This window comes from Legionella quinlivanii (genome assembly GCF_900461555.1).
GTDB lineage: Bacteria > Pseudomonadota > Gammaproteobacteria > Legionellales > Legionellaceae > Legionella_C > Legionella_C quinlivanii.
The window spans coordinates 1,315,701-1,334,353 of sequence record NZ_UGOX01000001.1; the positions used below are offsets into that span (position 1 = coordinate 1,315,701).

Below are 18,653 nucleotides of genomic sequence, written 5' to 3' on the forward strand. Positions count from 1 at the left end.
ACAGTCGTGGATGCGTTAGCAGCTTACGGCAAAGTAAATCAGCAAACCCAGGAAACCCTAGTCAAGGCACATGCCATGCTGGTTAAACGAATCGCTCATCATCTGATGGTTCGTTTGCCGCAAACAGTGCAGCTTGACGACCTGATTCAGGCAGGAATGCTGGGCTTATTGGAAGCAGTAAGGCATTATGATTCAAGCAAAGGAGCTTCTTTCGAGACTTATGCCGGTATCAGAATCCGCGGGCACATGCTGGATGAAGTTCGTCGAAACGATTGGGTGCCCAGATCAGTGTATCGCAATGCCAGAATGATTTCTGAAGCAGTCAAACAGGTAGAAAACCGCCTTGGTCGAGAAGCCAAGGACGCAGAGGTTGCGGCTGAGCTGAATTTAAAACTGGAAGAATATTATGAAATGCTACAGGACTCTGCGGGCAGCCAGCTATTCGGATTTGATGATCTGGGTGTAACCGAAGATGTGCTAAAAGGTGAGGGCTATACCAGCGAACCTCACACCCATGTGATTCAGGACGATATGATCGCAAGACTGGCTCATATTATTGAAGGATTGCCCAAAAAAGAGCGGCTGGTTTTATCCCTGTATTATGAGCAGGATTTGAATTTGAAGGAGATCGGAGAGGTCTTGGGGGTCAGTGAATCGCGAGTTTCACAGATACATACTCAAGCGACTCTGCGAATCAGAGCACGCCTGTCAACAGAAGAATAAATAAATTATGGATGGCTTAACTTTTCTGGGATTAATTACTGGGTTTGCGGCGATTATTATTGGCCAGATGTTTGAAGGCGGGAGTTTAAACTCGCTTTTAAATATGCCGGCTCTGCTCATCGTCATGGGAGGAACGCTGGGCGCTGTGATGGTTCAGACGCCCTGGAATACGTTCAAAAGGGCATTTAACATCTTTCCCTGGATATTCTCACCTCCAAAAAATTCCTTCGAGAAAAGTAAAGAGCAATTGATTGATTTAGCACGAAAAGCCAGACAGCACGGACTTCTGACCCTTGAACAGCATATGGAGAGCGAAAGCAATTCGCTCATGCGTCAGGGATTGGAACTTTTAGTCATCGGAGTGGATAAGGTCACCATTCGCCACGTATTGGAAGCGGAAATCGATCGCCGCGAAGATTATGATTTGCGTGCCGCTCATGTGTTTGAAAGCATGGGAGGATATAGTCCTACTATCGGTATCTTAGGCGCTGTTTTAGGACTTATTCAGGTAATGCGAAACTTGGCCGACCCTGGAGAGCTGGGCGTTGGGATTGCGGTTGCTTTTGTCGCTACTATTTATGGGGTGGGGTTAGCCAATCTGGTTTTTTTACCAATCGCCAATAAACTGAAGTGCTGTATTGCCAACCAGATTCATCATGACGAAATGCTGGTAGAGGGTTTGGTTGCTATGGCCGGTGGAGAAAGCCCAAATATGCTAAACTTAAAGCTAAATAATTATGGACTCCATCAAGAGAATGCGCGGAAGAAGAGCAAAAAAGATTGAACATGAAGATACTCATCGGTGGATGGTTTCCTACGCGGATTTCATTACCTTACTATTCGCTTTCTTTGTGGTGATGTATGCGATTTCCTCGGTGAATGTATCCAAATATAAAACCCTCGCAGATGGAATGCAGTCAGCATTTAACCAGAATGGCAAACAAAAAGCACCAATGAGTAACCGGAATGATGGACAATCAGGAGGTGCCATAGATGTTGATGCCTTTAATGATCTTGAACAAAAACTAGCCGAGTTGCAAGATTCAGACTACAGCGCAAACAGACAAAACGGATGGATTGAGCTGGACATTAAAGCAGAGGCGCTTTTTGACAGTGGCAGTGCAGAGCTACGCCCGCTTGCTGTGATTAAACTAATGAAATTAGCCAATATACTAAAAAAAGTTCCATTTCCCATCGCACTGGAAGGATATACCGACAATCTTCCAATCAGTACCCCCCAATATCCTTCAAACTGGGAACTATCCGCAGCGAGAGCTGCTGCTGTAGCCAGAATACTAACCAATTATGGGGTTGATCCGGGGCGTATTACAGTGACGGGGTACGGCGAGCAATTTCCAGTGGCTGATAATCTTTCTGACGATGGCAGAGCGAAAAACAGGCGAGTGAATTTAATCATTGCCAAGGACAAAACCATCCCACGGTTACTAAACCCTGGCGAAGGGAAAAATCAGTTTACAGTGGAAACCCAAAAAAACAATGAACCCCCTCTTTCATTACAGCCTAAAACTGATATGGTAGTACCATTAGCCAAGGAGACACCATGATGTTAATTATCAGTTGCGGTTTAATAATTTGCGGCTTACTTGCTTTATTCGTCATGAAGCAGCGAAAGGAAATGAAAAGCTTATCTCTAAAACTCAGTCAGTTGAGCAAATCGGTTGAACGCTATCAGTCTGAGCAGACCGCACTGGTCAATGCCGATCTGGTTTTTGCCAAGCAATTAACAGACTTGAACCGTCAGTTGGGAAGTATTGATTCTCAGGTGAATATGATAGAAAACAAGCGTAACAACGATGGCGGTTATCAACATGCCCTGCGTATCCTGCAAATGGGAGGCGATAAGGCCGAAATTATCGATAATTGCCATTTATCCAACGCTGAAGCAGAATTATTGATGAATTTGCACGCTTATCGCGAAGCTATAAAAACATCGGAAAAGATTTAAAGTAGAAACAGTTCATTGTTCAAGTTATTCCTATACCTACGTGCCTCGGCTTGGCCCTGAGAGATGGTCACAAAATTTAACCATCCTGTAAGAGCCTACGTACCCTTAATAGCCTATGTACCCCTAAGAGCCTACGTACCCCGCTTTATGCCTGAGGGATCCCCTCATAATTCTCTCCCTGCAACGAGTATCTCTATTTGCAGGGCCTCGACGGCTTTATCATAATCAATTCTATATTTAAATTTCCTTTGTATGATTCGACAGCCGAGATAGAACAAAGAAAGCACTCGTTTTTTTTGGGATGTGTTGGCTTGAAAAGAGAGATGCCATCGCTTGTTTTCAGCAACGAAGCCGGTTAAATAAGCAATTAAAGTAGCCAACATAGCAATCATTAGTAACACTTGAATTCGCTCTATTGATTTTGAGTAAGCATGTTCAAAGCTAAAGCCATATTGAGATGACTTTAAATCTCGAAAATTCTGCTCTATTTGCATGCGTTTGAAATAGATTGAAAAAGGGTTAAACGATGTTTCTGTATTGTTTAATGAACTTGCTAAAAGCCAAGGTTCATTGGCTGATTTTGAATACACCTTGTCTTTCTTGCTTTGCGCTTTCTTTTTGTACTTATTAAAACGTGTACGTTTTTTTCCGGATAGCTTTATTAAATAAAGAAATGTTTCTATTGGGTCTGTTTTAGAGACAATGCCCCACCCCAGAGATTGCCCTTGTTCGGTCGCCTTTTCCTTTGAATCACAATAATATTCCCAGTAAGTATGGGTATCCAATCGATAACATATATTACCCCGAATACGGCCAACATAGTCCCAACCTTGTTTTAACACCAACCGAAACCATGAATTATAAAAACCAGCATCCGTAACTAATATCGGGAGACTTGTCTCAGGCAGAACTTGCTTTAAATTCTGTAAAAATAAGTGATGCGCTTTGTCACTATTTTCATATTGGCGAGGAAATACCTCTTCATAGACTGATAACGCACGGCCTTTAGCGACTAATGAGGCTCTAAGCAAATAATGCGTTGTATTAGGAACATGGCTCCAATCTACCAGGATAATAGGACGACTATTTGTTCCAATTAACCTATGGGCTGTTTTTTGGTATATCGAGAATCGCTCTCCATGCAGGTTTTTATTCCCTAAAAAACGATCACAGCGTTTAATATTATTCTTTTCTTGAGCCTTATTTTTTAATGCTCGCCCCAACTGAGTTAACGACAGCTTTTTTTCCCTGAGTAAGGCATTGATAAATAAATTAAGCGTATTAAATCGTTTTCCATGGATAGTACTTGATAGCAAATTGTGTAAAAATCGCTTTATGTGCATGAGATATCCTAATCAAAATTGTTCGCAAAACTATTTGATCATATATCTTCATGCACTGCCACTTTTTAATATCCTTATTTATGAGGGGAGCCCTCAGGCTTTATGCGGGGTATCCATAAAATCGTAGTGAGTTTTAAGATGCTTTTGTCAATCAGACGCATTGCCTGGATACCCCGCATAAAGCGGGGTACGTAGGTTCTTATAGGATGGTTAAATTTTGTAACTATCTCTCACAGGGCTTGGCCGAGCACTTGAGAGGGTGGGCCGTGTGGCGTGCAGGCGTGAGCCAGTGATATATAGGCGAAAGGCTTTGATGCCTGGCCTTAGTGCTGTCAGATCACCGTGGTCTCGGCTGAGGTTTTGCTTCGGGCTCCGGTTCCGGGCTTTTTATTGTACCCAAGGCATCGCGCATTGAATTCGTCTGATTGACTGAAGGTATTTCAGAAAGTATTTTTAACGCCTTGGTATAGAGGGGCTGAGGATTCGCCTTATTTGCCAATTCTATTGCGGCTTTAATCTCCTCGACTGTGCCTTGATAAAGCGTGCCATCTCCACAGGAAAAGACGGTAAAGCCTGTAGGTTTCCCATCTCGCATTTGCTGAGCAAGAAATTCACGCTTTTGGCTGGCCTGATCAGTAAAAAACTCGATGGCGCTTTCCTGAGAGGGGAAGACCAGACTGCCGTCTTCTTGAGGCTCCTGACCATACTTGAGCTTAAACTGGTCAACAATTTTGAGCCAGTCGTCATCATTGATAGAGAGTTTTTTAATGCTCACTGGTTCTGGTGCAGGCTCATCGGCTTCGGATTTTTTTTTGTCAGGCTGAGTTAAATTGTCTTGTGGAAGAACTGGCTTTTTAGCTTCCTGAGCCTGAATGGCTTCATTCGCGCGTCGCTGGGCCTCCAGCTGATCTTTATGTTTTTGGGTGTGGGCTTTGGTCATCGTTATCTCCAATCCAGATGAGGAGTATAATATTTTCTCAGTAAGTCAGGAATGATAACATACTTTTCAGGTGCAGCATCTGGAGAGAATTGTTAAGTTCCTGTTAATTTTCTGTCTAATCGCAATGTTTTTAACTGTATTCTAAAATTGTAGTCTCAAAATACAGCTATGGTTTCAATTCCGCTTTCGCGTTAAACTAACAGGCTTATTGCTGGAGATTAATTCGGCCTACCTGCCCCCAGGCAAATGACAACAGGTTAAAGCTTAGGCTTATATAATAAATTATTGATGAATTGAAAGAGAAATCCATGTTAGAAGTAAATCAAATCAGTTTTTCACTGGAAGACCTTTCCAAGCGTACTCAGGCGCTTAGGGGGTATCTTTGACTTTGATACGAAGAAAGAAAAATTAGAAGAAGTCATCCGTGAGCTGGAGGTACCAGAAGTCTGGAACAATCCCGAAAAAGCGCAGGCTTTAGGGAAAGAACGTGCCCAGTTGGAGGCAGTCGTCACTCAGTTGGAACAGCTTGGTCAAAATATAGTTGACCTCAACGAACTCTTTGAGTTAGCTCGTGCTGAAAATGACGAGTCTGCGATCAATGACGTTTTTCAGGAACTACAGGAGGTGGAACAGCAAGTGGCTGCGCTGGAATTCAGACGTATGTTTTCCGGAAAAATGGATCAGGCGCCGGCTTATCTTGACATTCAATCCGGTTCCGGAGGCACAGAAGCCCAGGATTGGGCGGAAATGCTGCTTCGCATGTATTTGAGATGGGGAGAGCAGCATGGGTTTGATACAGAGCTTGTGGAATGCTCAGCAGGGGATGTGGCTGGAATAAAAAGTGCTACCATTCATTTTAAAGGCGAGTATGCCTATGGCTGGTTACGCACAGAAACCGGGGTCCATCGCCTGGTTCGCAAATCTCCCTTTGACTCGGGAAACCGGCGTCACACGTCCTTTGCTGCAGTTTTTTTGTCGCCCGAAATTGATGATAATATTGAAATTGAAATTAATCCGGCTGATTTGCGTATCGACACCTACCGTGCCTCAGGGGCTGGCGGACAGCACGTTAACCGAACTGACTCCGCAGTAAGAATTACTCACGAGCCCACCGGAATTGTTGTCCAGTGTCAGACAGACAGAAGCCAGCATAAGAATAAAGACCAGGCGATGAAGCAACTTCGCGCGAAGCTGTATGAGCTTGAAATGCAGAAGAAGAATGCGGAGCAACAAGCGCTGGAGGCCACCAAATCGGATATTGGCTGGGGTTCGCAAATACGTTCCTATGTCCTTGATCAGTCTCGAATCAAGGATTTACGTACAGGTGTTGAAACAAGTAATACGCAGGCAGTACTTGATGGCGATCTTGATCGTTTCATTGAAGCCAGTTTAAAGGCAGGAATAGGTGCAGAATGACAGAAGAACATTTAGACGAAAGTACAGTATATCAGATACGTAAACAAAAGCTGGAAGGGTTGCGTGGCGAAGGTTTTCAATTTCCTAACCAATTCCGCCGCCAATACCTGGCTGCCAACTTACTACTGCAATATGAAAATCAGGATAAAGAAAGCCTGGCTGAACAATCGGTTCATGTTTCTGTCGCTGGCCGTATTATGTTGCGCAGAGTAATGGGAAAGGCCAGCTTTTTTCATATTCAGGATGTTTCCGGACGCATACAGGTTTATATTCGACAAAATGATTTACCAGAGATGTACGAGCAATTTAAGCACTGGGATCTGGGTGATATTGTCGGAGTCAAAGGCCTTTTGTTTAAAACAAATACTGGTGAATTATCCGTCCATGCCGACTCTGTCGAATTACTAACCAAGTCACTTCGCCCATTGCCAGATAAATTTCATGGTTTGGCTGATCAGGAAATGCGTTACCGTAAACGTTATGTGGATTTAATCGCTAATGAAGAAAGCCGCCGAACTTTTTTAATCCGCTCGAAGCTCATCACTGCATTGCGGCAATACATGGATCATCATGATTTTCTTGAAGTGGAAACGCCGATGATGCATCCCATTCCTGGCGGTGCTTTAGCCCGGCCGTTCATTACTCATCATAATAGTCTGGACATGCAGATGTTTCTGCGCATTGCTCCGGAACTTTATTTGAAGCGCCTGGTTGTCGGTGGATTTGAAAGGGTATATGAAATTAACCGAAACTTTCGTAATGAAGGACTGTCGACACGGCATAATCCTGAATTTACAATGATTGAGTTTTATCAGGCTTATGCCGATTACAATGACATGATGAATTTCACCGAAAGCCTGCTTCATCACCTTTGCGATGTGGTGAATGGTTCGCGGCAAATTCAATATCAGGACAGCATTCTTGATTTTTCCAATCCTTTTGCAAGACTCTCTGTGCGGGAAGCGATACTGAAGTTCCATCCCAATCTCAATGAAAGCCATCTCTCTTCCATTGAAGCCTGCCGTAAGGTACTCGATAGCCTTTCACTGCCCTATGGCCAGAATGACGGGCTTGGTAAATTGCAGATGATAATTTTTGAAGAAACTGTTGAACATCTTTTGATTCAACCAACCTTTATCACCGGCTATCCGACAGAGATTTCGCCTTTGGCGAGAAGGAATGATCGCGATCCTGAAGTAACAGACCGTTTTGAATTCTTTATTGGCGGGCGCGAAATAGCGAATGGATTCTCAGAGTTAAATGACGCAGAAGATCAGGCAGAACGTTTCCGCAAGCAGGTTGATGATAAAGATGCCGGCGATTTGGAAGCGATGCATTACGATCACGATTATATCGAAGCCCTGGAATATGGAATGCCTCCAACGGCAGGGGAGGGAATTGGAATTGACCGTCTGGTGATGTTATTTACTAATTCTCCTTCAATCCGGGATGTGATTCTGTTTCCGCACATGAGATCTCAGGATTAGATCTGATTTAATAGAGTCTTGATAAGCACATTGAGACTCTATTTTACTCGTTTTCCATAGGCTTCTCTTTGATAAATTCCTTTCTCTCAACTAATTGACTATGCTGTAAGTAAAGTGCTCAATTGATTCTAATATGATCTCCATACACAGGTATGTGTTACTCCTCTTGTTATTCGTTTTCGGCAACCAGGCCAATGCAGGGCTATATCCTGGTGAAACTATCATGAAGGGAGGGGGAGCCGAATCCCTGTGTTTTTTAAAAGGGGGATCCTGATAAGCCATTAATCGTTTTTGTTCCTGGTGATTCCCATCTGGCGCAGGGTAGATTTTCTAAAAGAGAAGCTGCATGAGTTACTGCAATAAGTTATCTCGTTTTATAAATATTATTCTGCTTGACTTCAAAAAATAAGCTAGTAACATCCCCTTCTATTGAGCTGCCATCAGGTAAGCCAATATCGGACATATATGGAAATTGGAGTCGTAAATGAAAGCCAACCTGCACGCAGCGGCGCTGCGTTTTTTATTCTTTGAATAAAACCTTAATCACTCACTGTGTTTAATGATTGATTTAATGGATTATTCAAATGATGAAAAAAATATTAGTATTTGTTCTTGTTCTAAAAGCGCATTTTTGTTTTTCCTTTAATGCAAACCCACAGGGCGCTGCGGTACTTGGTTATGTATTCCCGCCTCCCCAAATTGTGTATGCAGGAGAGCCTGTGCGTTTTCGTATGCGTGCTGATTTTTTTGAATTTGGCAGACATTGCGCTTATTACTGGAAAACGCCGGTAAATGCCATATTAAGCTATGTTTCGGGGGATTGTCCTTTACTTAATAATTCTATCCCTAATCCCCGCAACCCCTTTTCTGTCTGTTTTTTTGATGTGGTTATCCCGACTACCGTTAATCAGATTATCAAGGGAGATATCTCATATAATAACTATTCTTTTAATTCAAACAGGTGTTGCGGTGGAAAGCAGTTTCAAGCTCAGTCCATGCCTTTTGAAATTAAGGTCATCCCACATCCATTATCGATTTCAGCATCTGCAGAGCAGATTGCGACGGCTAATGTAGGTTTCAATTATAATTTTTTGAATGTAATTAATTATTACCATGAAAATGTACAGTCTGGAGCAAGCCCCGTAATTCACGTTGTGCCTGCTGAGCAGAATGGATTGCGATTTGATCCAGCATTACACAGTTTGATCGGCAAACCTGAGCGTCCGGGGATTTATCAATTTCAATTCAGTGCCAGCAATTTTTACAGCTATACAGCGCCAGCAATCTTAACGATCAATGTCAGGGAAAACCCTCAGGATAAACCGGTATTTATTCCAGAGGTTGTCCTCCCCCCTGCGCAAGCGTTACAACTGTATCAATTGAATCTACCTGCTTTACTAACAGCCAATTCCAGTTTTTTATCCAACAACCAAATCAGATTCCGGTTTGATTCTCGCTATTCCAATCCAGATTGGTTGCTGTTGGCAGAGGACGGTTTGCGGCTTAAGGGAATTGTTCCTGACAATGAGGAAACCTCATGGAATTTCACATTGATAGCCAGCTCTAATGCCGGAGGGGATTCATTGCCTAAATCCTTTATTATTGAACGGGCAATTGATCCTGCAAAGAAACCTGTTTTGAAACCGATCACCCTCAGCGCTGCAGCCGGCGATTATTTCTCATTTAACATACAAGATGCACTGGCAAGCGCGTCTGAGAATACAGACATTAAAGTCTACCTTGATAAAGTGGAACCTGCGGCTCCCTGGATCCATTACAGCTCAGGATCTCAGACAGGACTTGAAGGCGAAATTCCTTTTGATGCTATGGGGGAAGTATTTCACCTGACCATACGCGCTGCCAACAGGGAAGGAGGCAGTTCAGATGCAATGAGCATTACCCTGACAATATCGCCCAATCCAGTGTATCAGCCAAGACTGAAGGACTCGGCATTTGTCTTACCTCTTGCTTATGCAGGACAAGCGTATCACTTTGATTTCGTAAAAGAAAAAACGATTTATCCTGACTTTCATTCTATTCCCTACGAGATATTTCTTAGCAATAAGTGCTACGGTATATCTAATCCTCCCTGGATTAGAGTAATGGACAATAAGCTTGAGGCAAACATTCCTAAAGAATTAGCCGAAGATATTTTCTCTTGTGTACAAGTAAAAAATAAAGCTGGAGGTTTAAGTGAGGTTATTCCGTTAGTGATAAGAGTAGCTTAATGATTATTTGCTCCGCTTAATATCTCCTAACCGCTACGTACCGCGCTTTATGCGCGGAATCCAGGCAATGCGTCTGATTGGCAATAGCATTTTAAAACTCACTGCCATTTTATGGGTACCCCGCATAAAGCGGGGTACGTAGGCTCTTACGGTGTACGTAGGCTCTTACGGTGTACGTAGGCTTTACGGGGTACGTAGGCTTTTACGGGGTACGTAGGCTTTTACGGTGTACGTAGGATAATATAGGATGGTTAATTTTTGTGGCCATCTCTCAGGGACAAGCCGCAGGGCGTAGGGAGATGATGTAAGCTTTATTTCTTTGCCAAAATGACATCAATGATATGAGTATCATGATAGGGAAAGGTGAATATTTTGCTGAACAGGCGCTTTAATCGCTGGATGAGAAAGTTCTTGGGCAGCATGCGGATAGAGATGCTGTTTAAAAACCAGGTTCCTTCGATACCAAAGGTTGCCAGTTCATCAATGTTATTTAATGTAATAGGGATGGCGAGGCGTTTGTGTTGTTCAATTTTGAAATGATGCTGATCGAAAACATGTTTCAATTCATCAAGCCCTGAAGCGACTGTAGTGTTTTTTACCATTGCTTTATAATAATGTCCCACGACAGTACTAATCAGGCTATCTTCTGCAATGAATTGAGCGAGTTGTTGCTGGGCGATAGGAAATGACTCATAAGTGGTGGTAATCAGTGAAAAATGGCCATTAGCTCGTGTTAATTGATTTGCTTCATTGAATAAGGTATGAATGGGAATGTAGGCGTTCACGAAATGAGCCAGAACGAGATCTTGTGAATGCTGCGGCAAAAAACGACTGGCTTCAGTAGCGCTTCCTTCAATAGCCGTCAAGTCCAGGGTTTGACTGGCTTCTTTGAGCATTTCAGAAGAAATATCAATTCCTGTGAAATCAGCTTCAGGCATATATTGCTTTAGTTGCTTAAGAAAAGCACCGTTTCCGACTCCAAGGTCCAAAACTTTGTAGTGAGGGCGTTGACCCAAGTGTGCTTTTTTTATCTGCGCAATCGCTTCATGATGACTGAGGCTGAGTGAGCCAAATTTGTCAGCAGTAGCGTAATGACCTGAAATTTGATTATACATGGCCTTCAAGGACATGTAGATACCCATTAAATTGACGTTCGGACAGTATATCGCCAAACTTACCCGCTTGGCGACAATTCTTTATTGTTTTTTATCACATTATTCAAATTATCGAGATGTCAGAGCCAGATAATCTGTCAGACATTCTGACATTCTGTTTTCACAAAGGAGAAGTCTAATTATAAAATAGAGATCTCTTTTGCCAATTCTTTATTCCTGCTAAACGTCTGTTTGGCACTTTCCACCCCAGGCTGATCAAAGGGATTAATATCCCAAATGACGCTCTGAGTGTAAATTTTATGTTCGTACAGGGAGATAAGAGCGCCCAAAGTATAAGGACTCACCTCATCTAAAGTAATCAGGTTAAGCGGAATATTGCCGTTAATCATTTTATTCAGATGCTGGTTATTGGGAATTCCATCACTAAGAATTCGCAGTTTTTCATAGAGAAAATGATTGATGGTTTCTTCGTTATACGATTTCACTCCTATGCAATCGCCTGCAATCTGATGAGTTCCCTGGCATAGCAGTTGAAAATAGCTATGTTGTGCCTGGTTTCCAAGCCCCCCCCAGACCATAGGGCCGGTGGCGTAATTTACAAACTCTCCCTTACTATCAGTGGATTTTCCATTGCTTTCCATATCCAGCTGTTGAATATAAGGAACAAAGTGTTCCAGCTGCTGAGCATAGGTCAGCATCAGAAAATTATGGGTCGCGAGAAAATTATTATTCCACACTCCAATAAGTCCCAGCAAAGCCGGAATATTTTGAGACAATTCACTTTGCAAATAATGCTGATCCATATGGTGAGCACCCAGAAGAATCTGGGAAAAATTTTCATAGCCAATTGCAATCATAGTTATCAGATTAATCGCGGAGCACAGAGAGTATCGTCCGCCAACCCAATCCCATATAGGCAGCACCGTTTTAAACCCCATCCTGCGTGCCGCTTCGCCATTGGCGGTTATCGCTATAAAATGCCGCTCATTGAGTGCATTTAAGCCAAGCCAGCTTACGGCTTTTTTCGCGTTCTGCAATGTTTCCCGCGTGGTGAATGATTTAGAGGAAATTAAGAACAGAGTCGTTTCGGGGTCCAGGGATTTAACCGTGTAGTTAAAATCATAAGGGTCAACGCTGGTAACAAAATGGAAATTTAAATCCGGATGGCGCCAGCAATCAAGGGCAGAAATACAAAGCCGGGGTCCTAAATCTGAACCGCCAATACCAATATTGACGATATCTGTAATCGGTTTTCCCGTATAGCCCAGCCAGTTACCGTTGCGTATTTTTTCAGCAATTTCATCCATCTGGGCTCTTGCGGCAAATATTTCAGTCATTATATCTTTTCCATTAATGACTAAAGGTTTATTATCCATTTGCCGAAGTGCGGTGTGTAATGCGGGGCGGTTTTCAGTGAAATTTACGCAGACTCCATTAAAAAGTGCATGAACTTTCTTCGATAATTCACGTTCTTCTGCTAATTCAATTAATAAGCCTAGAGTTTCTGGTATAATTTTCTGATTTGTAAAATCGATATCGAGTTTGCATGCTGAATAATTAAAAGAAGCCTTGCTTGTTCTGAGACTTTGTTTGATGTCAAGAATTGAATGTGATTGTAATTGTGTACTATGTGATTTAAGCGCGTTCCAGCTATCCATTTGAGTTAAGTGCGTCATGCTTTCCATTCCGTCAGAGTGCTTTTTTTTCAGTAGTTTATGGCAAGCGAGTTAATAATTCAACGGCCCAAGCCTGGCTTGTCGCTACATTAGCGGGGTTTTTATGATTGTATTCATTATGTGCATGGCATTTTTCGCGTCATTTCTGTTAACGCGCGCCATAAGAAGATATGCTTTGACAGTGCAGCTCCTGGATATTCCAAATGATAGAAGCTCGCATAAAAACCCGACTCCAAGAGGCGGGGGCCTGGCTTTTGTACTCATATTTACCAGCCTCATTGCATTCCTCGCTCAGACTAGTCTGATTTCGATGCCTTTTGCCGTCGCAACTTCAGGAGCAGGATTATTTGTGGCTTTATTGGGATTTATTGATGATAGAGGGCATTTATCGCCAAAAATACGTTTTTCAGGTCATTTTCTGGCTAGTGCTTTTGTTTTGTATTGTTTTGGCAATTTTCCTTCAATACAGATTGGCAGCTGGTTAATTTCCTCCGGCTGGATTTTGAATGGCATCGGATTATTTTATCTGGCCTGGGTATTAAATCTGTTTAATTTTATGGATGGTATCGATGGTTTAGCTGCTTCAGAAACTATTTTCGCCTGCATAGCGGCTGCCTCTTTGTACTGGCTTCTGGGTTATTCACTAGAAATTTTGCCGCTTATCGGGCTTGCAGCCACAGTATCCGGCTTTTTAATTTGGAATTTTCCGCCGGCCCGTATTTTTATGGGGGATGTAGGAAGCGGGTTTCTTGGAATAGTGGTCGGGGCCTTTAGCATTCATGCCGCATTTTTATCGCCATCACTTTTCTGGAGCTGGTTAATTTTGCTTGGGGTATTTGTTGTAGACTCAACGACCACACTGATTCAGCGAGCTCTAAGCGGAGAACGCGTCTGGGAAGCCCACTGTACCCATGCTTATCAACATGCTTCCCGACATTATGGCGGCCATTGCCCTGTGACTTTAGGTGTAACGGTCATTAATATAACCTGGCTGTTACCTTGGGCCTTCATTTCAGGTTTCAACTGGGTGAGTGGATTTATTTGCTGTCTCATCGCTTATTTGCCGCTTATTTTTCTGGCTTTTTTGTTTAATGCGGGGAAGTCTCCAAGAATTGGTTCAGCGAAATCAGCTTGTTAATTACCCGTTTCTTTCTCTGCAAGGATTTTTTTGTTTATTTGTCATATAATTAGAATGAGAAATAGTCTTTTCTGGAATTGCCCACCCGAATTCCAGAATAATTCTGTTCCTGCAGAGCGGGGGCGGTAATTAATTTATAAAATTTTAGTTTCTTAATATTTCGTTAAGAATTCTGGTATAAACTTATCCAGACAATATAAGATTGTTTTTTGTACAAACTGTATATTACGAAGCCCACATGGAAGAGTGCTTTCTATGGAACGGGTGGGAATATACAAATTAGGGAGATTTAAAGCATGTTAATATTAACTCGCCGTATTGGTGAAACTCTAATCATTGGTGATGATGTAAATATCACTGTTCTTGGCGTGAAAGGTAACCAGGTCAGACTGGGAATCAATGCTCCTAAAGATGTTTCCGTTCATCGTGAAGAAATTTATTTACGCATCCAGCAAGAAAAAGAGTCAACCGATAGTAGTGAAGAAGCTGTATAAAACCGGATTTCCTCGCAGTCATCCGTTCCCGAGTGAATAGAGTAGCTCGGGACAAACATCCTCTTAAAAACCACTCAAGCTCGTATCTCCAGACGATAAATAATGTACCAGGCCCTCATTGTCGCGCAAACACAATTGCCCATAAGGATCAATGCCGCAGGCTTTCCCCGTAATCCGTGAATTGAATTGCTGCACAGTGATAGTTTTTCCGCGTAAATAATCGTGTTGATTCCATACGGGCAAAAAGCTGGAAAACCCATTTTTTAAAAAGCGCTCAATATCCTGATCCAGAATGCTTACAATTTCTGCGATCAATCGGTTTCTGTCCCAATATTGGCCGCCAATTTCCAGCAGGGAGCACCAGGGATTATTTGATAAGTCACTCTCGTTTGGGTCTGTATTCACATTAATTCCAATACCGATGATAACCGATGCGCTGCTGTGAGATTCGGCAATCATTTCAATAAGAATACCGCCGAGTTTTTTACCTTGCCATATTAAATCATTCGGCCATTTTATCTGTATATCATTCTGAACACCGACATTGTGCAGTGCACGAACTACTGCGAGGCTGACAGCAAGACTTAGGCCTGATAAGCGGGAAAGCGATTCATACATTTCCCAGCGAACCGATAAATAAATATTTTCTCCGAAAGGGGAGGCCCAGGAGCGTCCAAAACGTCCGCGCCCATGTGTCTGTTTTTCAGTACAGCAAATAGTCAGATTTTTTTGTATAGGCAGATCTTTTAAAAAACGATTGCTTGAGTCAATTTCACTAAATTGATAGACAGTGGTTTCATTTTTTAAATGTCCGGGAAGCTGGCTTAAAATTATTTCTTTATCAAGAGGAATAAAGGGCTTTAGCAAGCGATATCCCTGCTTTGGAAGGGATTCAATTGAGAGTCCTAATAGAGTCAACTGATGAATTTGTTTCCAGATGGCAGTTCTTGATACACCAAACTGTTGAGCCAGGTATTCGCCGCTCTGGCAGCTTCCATCAGCAAGTAAATGCAGAATTTGCCGCTGTATGGTGGTAAACGTTTTTATATCAGAACTTCTCATTTAATAGCCATTCCAGTTTTTCCAATTTCAGCCCGCGCAGTGTTTCAATAGCGGGTTCATAGCAAAGCGCTGCAGCATACCCTGGATGAGGCATGCAGGATCTCATTAGCCAGTTTTTCTGATGCAGCGAATCGAAAATTTCAGCTTGATCTTTAAATACAGGAACAGAGAAACTCTGAGTGGGGTAATGGAGTCCAAGACCCGAAGCCTTGATAAATGCTTCTTTTTTAGCCCATATTTTAAAAAAAGTAAGGACTTGCAGTAACTTAGGTACCCGATTAAATTCCTGAACCTCCTCAGGGGAAAATGCGTAATTAGCCAGTCCCTTTAATGATCGGGCAGAGAATTGTTCAATATCAATTCCCAACGGGTGTTTGCTGCCTATTCCCAATAATCCGACTTCACCCGAATGACTGAGATTAAACTCAATTTCTGTGAAATGTCTGACTGCCGGTTTTCCATAATTTCCTTTTATAAACTCGATTTGGTCCGCAGGAATTCGCAGATAGCGCGCTAGAATAAGACGCAGCGCTGCGTGGGAGGCAATGAAGCGTCGGCGATGTTTTTCGAACAGAAAGCGCCTTGCTCGTTCAAGCTCCGTGTCGTCTAAAAGGTGTAAGCTATTTTCCGGATAGCTGGACAGAGGAAATTCCCAGATATCTATTCTGGATTCCTGAAGAGAACAATCCTTTAATGACATCGGTTTAATCTGGAATTCACTCATTCAGATGATTCAATGGGTAGCGTCTGGAAGCAGTTAGGGTTATCATAACGCATGCCTTTTAATTCGCCAACGAGTAATTAATGAGTCGACAATTTTTGGATTTCGAGCAGCCCATCGAAGAATTGAACCAAAAGATTCAGGCACTGCGCATGGTCGGTGATACTGAAATCAATTTAAGCGAAGAAATCACGCGCCTTGAAAGCAAGTGTGAAGAGCTAATGGCGGGTATTTTCTCTAATCTGGAGCCTTGGCAAATCGCTCAACTGGCCAGGCATCCTCTCAGGCCGCAAACTACGGATTATATCGAACATATATTTACTGACTTTCAGGAACTTCATGGGGATCGTCACTATTCATGCGCCCCCGCAATCATAGGCGGCCTGGCTCGTTTAAATGGTGAGCCCGTTATGGTATTAGGACATCAGAAAGGAAAGCGAACCAAGGAAAAAGTATACCGTAATTTTGGAATGGCGCGTCCTGAGGAATATCGTAAAGCCTTGCGGCTAATGAAAATGGCCGAGAAATTTAATCTGCCTGTTTTCACATTTATTGATACTGCAGGAGCTTATCCGGGTATTGGAGCAGAGGAGCGCAATCAATCGGAAGCGATTGCCAGAAATCTTTTGGAAATGGCGAAGCTGAAAACCCCCGTTATTTGTACAGTAACGGGTGAAGCGGGTTCGGGTGGCGCCCTGGCAATTGGAGTGGGCGATCGGGTGCTAATGCTGCAATTTGGTATTTACTCGGTAATTTCACCAGAAGGCTGTGCATCCATCCTGTGGAAAGATGCGGCTAAAGCCAGTGAAGCAGCAAGGGCAATGGGAATCACTGCTGAGCGCATTTATGAACTGGGCTTAATTGATCAGGTTATCAAAGAACCACTTGGGGGAGCTCATCGTAATCTCGAGGCGATGACAGGCCGACTTAAAAGTATTCTGGTTGAAGAGCTTGAACACTTAAAAAAAATCCCTCTTAAAACCCTTCTGGAGGAACGTTACAACAAATTCATGGCAATGGGAGCCTGTGATTAGCCTGGATTTCGATTGCATCAGCTCCCTGCTTGAACCCTTTGACAAGCTATATGCAGGGTTCAGCGGCGGGCTGGATTCAACCGTATTACTTTATGCTTTAGCAAAAAAACCTCAACTTAAAGCAAAGTTAACTGCTGTTCATGTTCATCATGGATTAAGTCCTAATGCCGATTCATGGAAGCTGCATTGCGAACAATTCTGCCTGCGGCATGATATTCCACTGATTGTATATCACGTGCAGTTGAATACCTCATCCAATATTGAAAAAGCAGCTCGCGAAAAACGTTATGAACTTTTTTCCTCTTTATCCGGGAGCAATACCTGCATTTTGCTGGGGCATCACCGCGATGATCAGGCCGAGACGCTTCTTTTACAATTATTTCGCGGAGCAGGAATTGAGGGGCTGTCTGCCATGCCAGCCTGGCGCTCTTTAGGCAAGGGATTACTGTTCAGGCCTTTACTGGATTATACTCGAGCACAGATTGAGCTTTATGCAATAAATCACAAGCTGAGTTGGGTGGATGATGAAAGCAATCAGGAAACGCATTTTTCAAGAAATTATCTGCGCCATAGTATTTTGCCCTTAATCAGAGTACGATGGCCTGGAGTAGAGGATAATTTAATTCGCACGGCTACGCATTGTCAGCAGGCTCAACACTTGCTGGATCAATTAGCATTAAGCGATTGCCCTAAACTGCATGAGCCCTCCCTTGTGCTGGACTGTGCCGATCTTCTCGATCTTGATAACGATCGGCTGAATAATATCATTCGCTATTGGCTTAGACAGAATCAGGTCCTAATGCCGGATGCTCTGACATTTAATCGAATTATTCCGGAATTATTATTAAGCCGTGAGGATGCGACCCCATTAGTCAGTTGGGGAGAGTGTGTCCTGCGTCGCTACAGGAAAGCGCTCCATTTAATGATAAATAAACCGACAATAAAATTGTCAGCACTTCTCTGGGGTAATTTTCCTGAACCATTGGTAATTGATTCAATCTCGATTGCTGCCAAGTCTTTTAATACGGGGGTTCGTGTATTGCCAGGTGATGTCATAGAAATCAGATTCCGCCAAGGCGGTGAACGAATGAAAATTCATGGTCACTCGAAAATGCTTAAAAAATTATTTCAGGAATGGGGAGTCCCCCAATGGCAAAGGGATAGGGTTCCTTTATTGTATATTAATCAGGAGCTGGCAATGGTTGTCGGATATGCTATCTCGGATTCTTTTTTTCAGAACGATTTACCATTTACGTTTAAAATTGAGGGCCGCGTTATTTAAATCCCCAGCTTGAAGGCTGAAAGCCTTA

General features: G+C 42.9%; 17 protein-coding genes. 11 read left to right on the forward strand and 6 right to left on the reverse strand.

The window, feature by feature from the left end; genetic code table 11:
- Positions 1–6: 6 nt before the first annotated feature.
- The 4 genes from DYH61_RS05605 to DYH61_RS05620 are packed head-to-tail and all read left to right on the forward strand — an operon-like array spanning position 7 to position 2,689.
- Positions 7–723, forward strand: coding sequence for an RNA polymerase sigma factor FliA (locus DYH61_RS05605; RefSeq protein ID WP_058508713.1), 717 nt, complete (start codon positions 7–9; stop codon positions 721–723).
- Between the two features lie 7 nt (positions 724–730).
- Entirely contained in the window at positions 731–1,507 is a 777-nt protein-coding gene (locus DYH61_RS05610) for a flagellar motor protein (protein ID WP_058508714.1), read from the forward strand.
- The gene (locus DYH61_RS05615; protein WP_237758790.1) at positions 1,461–2,288 is read left to right on the forward strand and encodes a flagellar motor protein MotB; all 828 of its coding nucleotides are present in this window, start codon (positions 1,461–1,463) and stop codon (positions 2,286–2,288) included. The genes DYH61_RS05610 and DYH61_RS05615 overlap by 47 nt, the downstream gene beginning before the upstream one ends.
- Complete coding sequence (locus tag DYH61_RS05620) at positions 2,285–2,689, forward strand: DUF2802 domain-containing protein (protein WP_058508715.1); 405 nt, start codon at positions 2,285–2,287, stop codon at positions 2,687–2,689. The genes DYH61_RS05615 and DYH61_RS05620 overlap by 4 nt, the downstream gene beginning before the upstream one ends.
- 164 nt (positions 2,690–2,853) lie before the next feature.
- On the opposite strand, the gene DYH61_RS05625 is transcribed toward DYH61_RS05620, so the two are convergent.
- Both DYH61_RS05625 and DYH61_RS05630 read right to left on the reverse strand, forming a co-directional pair.
- A complete protein-coding gene (locus DYH61_RS05625) occupies positions 2,854–4,032 on the reverse strand; it encodes an IS4 family transposase (RefSeq protein ID WP_115343300.1) in 1,179 nt (392 codons plus the stop codon).
- Between the two features lie 337 nt (positions 4,033–4,369).
- Complete coding sequence (locus tag DYH61_RS05630; protein ID WP_058506763.1) at positions 4,370–4,972, reverse strand: hypothetical protein; 603 nt, start codon at positions 4,970–4,972, stop codon at positions 4,370–4,372.
- A gap of 308 nt (positions 4,973–5,280) precedes the next feature.
- On the opposite strand from DYH61_RS05630, the gene prfB reads away from it, so the two are divergent.
- The 3 genes from prfB to DYH61_RS05645 all read left to right on the forward strand — a co-directional run bounded on the left by prfB (position 5,281) and on the right by DYH61_RS05645 (position 10,103).
- A protein-coding gene (gene prfB / locus DYH61_RS05635) for a peptide chain release factor 2 (protein ID WP_103989271.1) occupies positions 5,281–6,388 on the forward strand; the annotation gives its coding sequence in 2 pieces (ribosomal slippage) (positions 5,281–5,355 and positions 5,357–6,388; 1,107 coding nt in all).
- Positions 6,385–7,875 carry a lysine--tRNA ligase gene (lysS, locus tag DYH61_RS05640; RefSeq protein ID WP_058506761.1) on the forward strand — a complete coding sequence of 497 codons (1,491 nt, stop codon included), beginning with the start codon at positions 6,385–6,387 and terminating at the stop codon, positions 7,873–7,875. Before prfB ends, lysS begins: the two co-directional genes overlap by 4 nt.
- A 584-nt stretch (positions 7,876–8,459) precedes the next feature.
- On the forward strand, positions 8,460–10,103 hold the full coding sequence (locus tag DYH61_RS05645; protein ID WP_058506760.1) for a hypothetical protein: 1,644 nt from the start codon (positions 8,460–8,462) through the stop codon (positions 10,101–10,103).
- A gap of 311 nt (positions 10,104–10,414) precedes the next feature.
- Here the strand turns inward: DYH61_RS05645 and DYH61_RS05650 are convergent, their stop codons facing one another.
- Positions 10,415–11,233, reverse strand: coding sequence for a class I SAM-dependent methyltransferase (locus DYH61_RS05650; RefSeq protein ID WP_058506759.1), 819 nt, complete (start codon positions 11,231–11,233; stop codon positions 10,415–10,417).
- Positions 11,234–11,397: 164 nt separating this feature from the next.
- A complete protein-coding gene (gene pgi / locus DYH61_RS05655; RefSeq protein ID WP_058506758.1) occupies positions 11,398–12,894 on the reverse strand; it encodes a glucose-6-phosphate isomerase in 1,497 nt (498 codons plus the stop codon).
- A 181-nt stretch (positions 12,895–13,075) separates the two neighbouring features.
- On the opposite strand from pgi, the gene DYH61_RS05660 reads away from it, so the two are divergent.
- Positions 13,076–14,032: an MraY family glycosyltransferase gene (locus tag DYH61_RS05660; RefSeq protein WP_234999809.1), complete on the forward strand. Its 957-nt coding sequence runs from the start codon at positions 13,076–13,078 to the stop codon at positions 14,030–14,032.
- 296 nt (positions 14,033–14,328) lie between these two features.
- The gene (gene csrA, locus DYH61_RS05665) at positions 14,329–14,526 is read left to right on the forward strand and encodes a carbon storage regulator CsrA (RefSeq protein ID WP_058506756.1); all 198 of its coding nucleotides are present in this window, start codon (positions 14,329–14,331) and stop codon (positions 14,524–14,526) included.
- 63 nt (positions 14,527–14,589) lie between these two features.
- Here the strand turns inward: csrA and DYH61_RS05670 are convergent, their stop codons facing one another.
- The gene (locus DYH61_RS05670) at positions 14,590–15,588 is read right to left on the reverse strand and encodes a biotin--[acetyl-CoA-carboxylase] ligase (RefSeq protein WP_058506755.1); all 999 of its coding nucleotides are present in this window, start codon (positions 15,586–15,588) and stop codon (positions 14,590–14,592) included.
- On the reverse strand, positions 15,575–16,312 hold the full coding sequence (locus DYH61_RS05675; RefSeq protein ID WP_058506754.1) for a 4'-phosphopantetheinyl transferase family protein: 738 nt from the start codon (positions 16,310–16,312) through the stop codon (positions 15,575–15,577). Before DYH61_RS05675 ends, DYH61_RS05670 begins: the two co-directional genes overlap by 14 nt.
- A gap of 80 nt (positions 16,313–16,392) precedes the next feature.
- On the opposite strand from DYH61_RS05675, the gene DYH61_RS05680 reads away from it, so the two are divergent.
- Both DYH61_RS05680 and tilS read left to right on the forward strand, forming a co-directional pair.
- Entirely contained in the window at positions 16,393–17,343 is a 951-nt protein-coding gene (locus DYH61_RS05680; RefSeq protein WP_058506753.1) for an acetyl-CoA carboxylase carboxyltransferase subunit alpha, read from the forward strand.
- Positions 17,336–18,625: a tRNA lysidine(34) synthetase TilS gene (gene tilS, locus DYH61_RS05685; protein ID WP_058506752.1), complete on the forward strand. Its 1,290-nt coding sequence runs from the start codon at positions 17,336–17,338 to the stop codon at positions 18,623–18,625. Before DYH61_RS05680 ends, tilS begins: the two co-directional genes overlap by 8 nt.
- Positions 18,626–18,653: the final 28 nt, after the last annotated feature.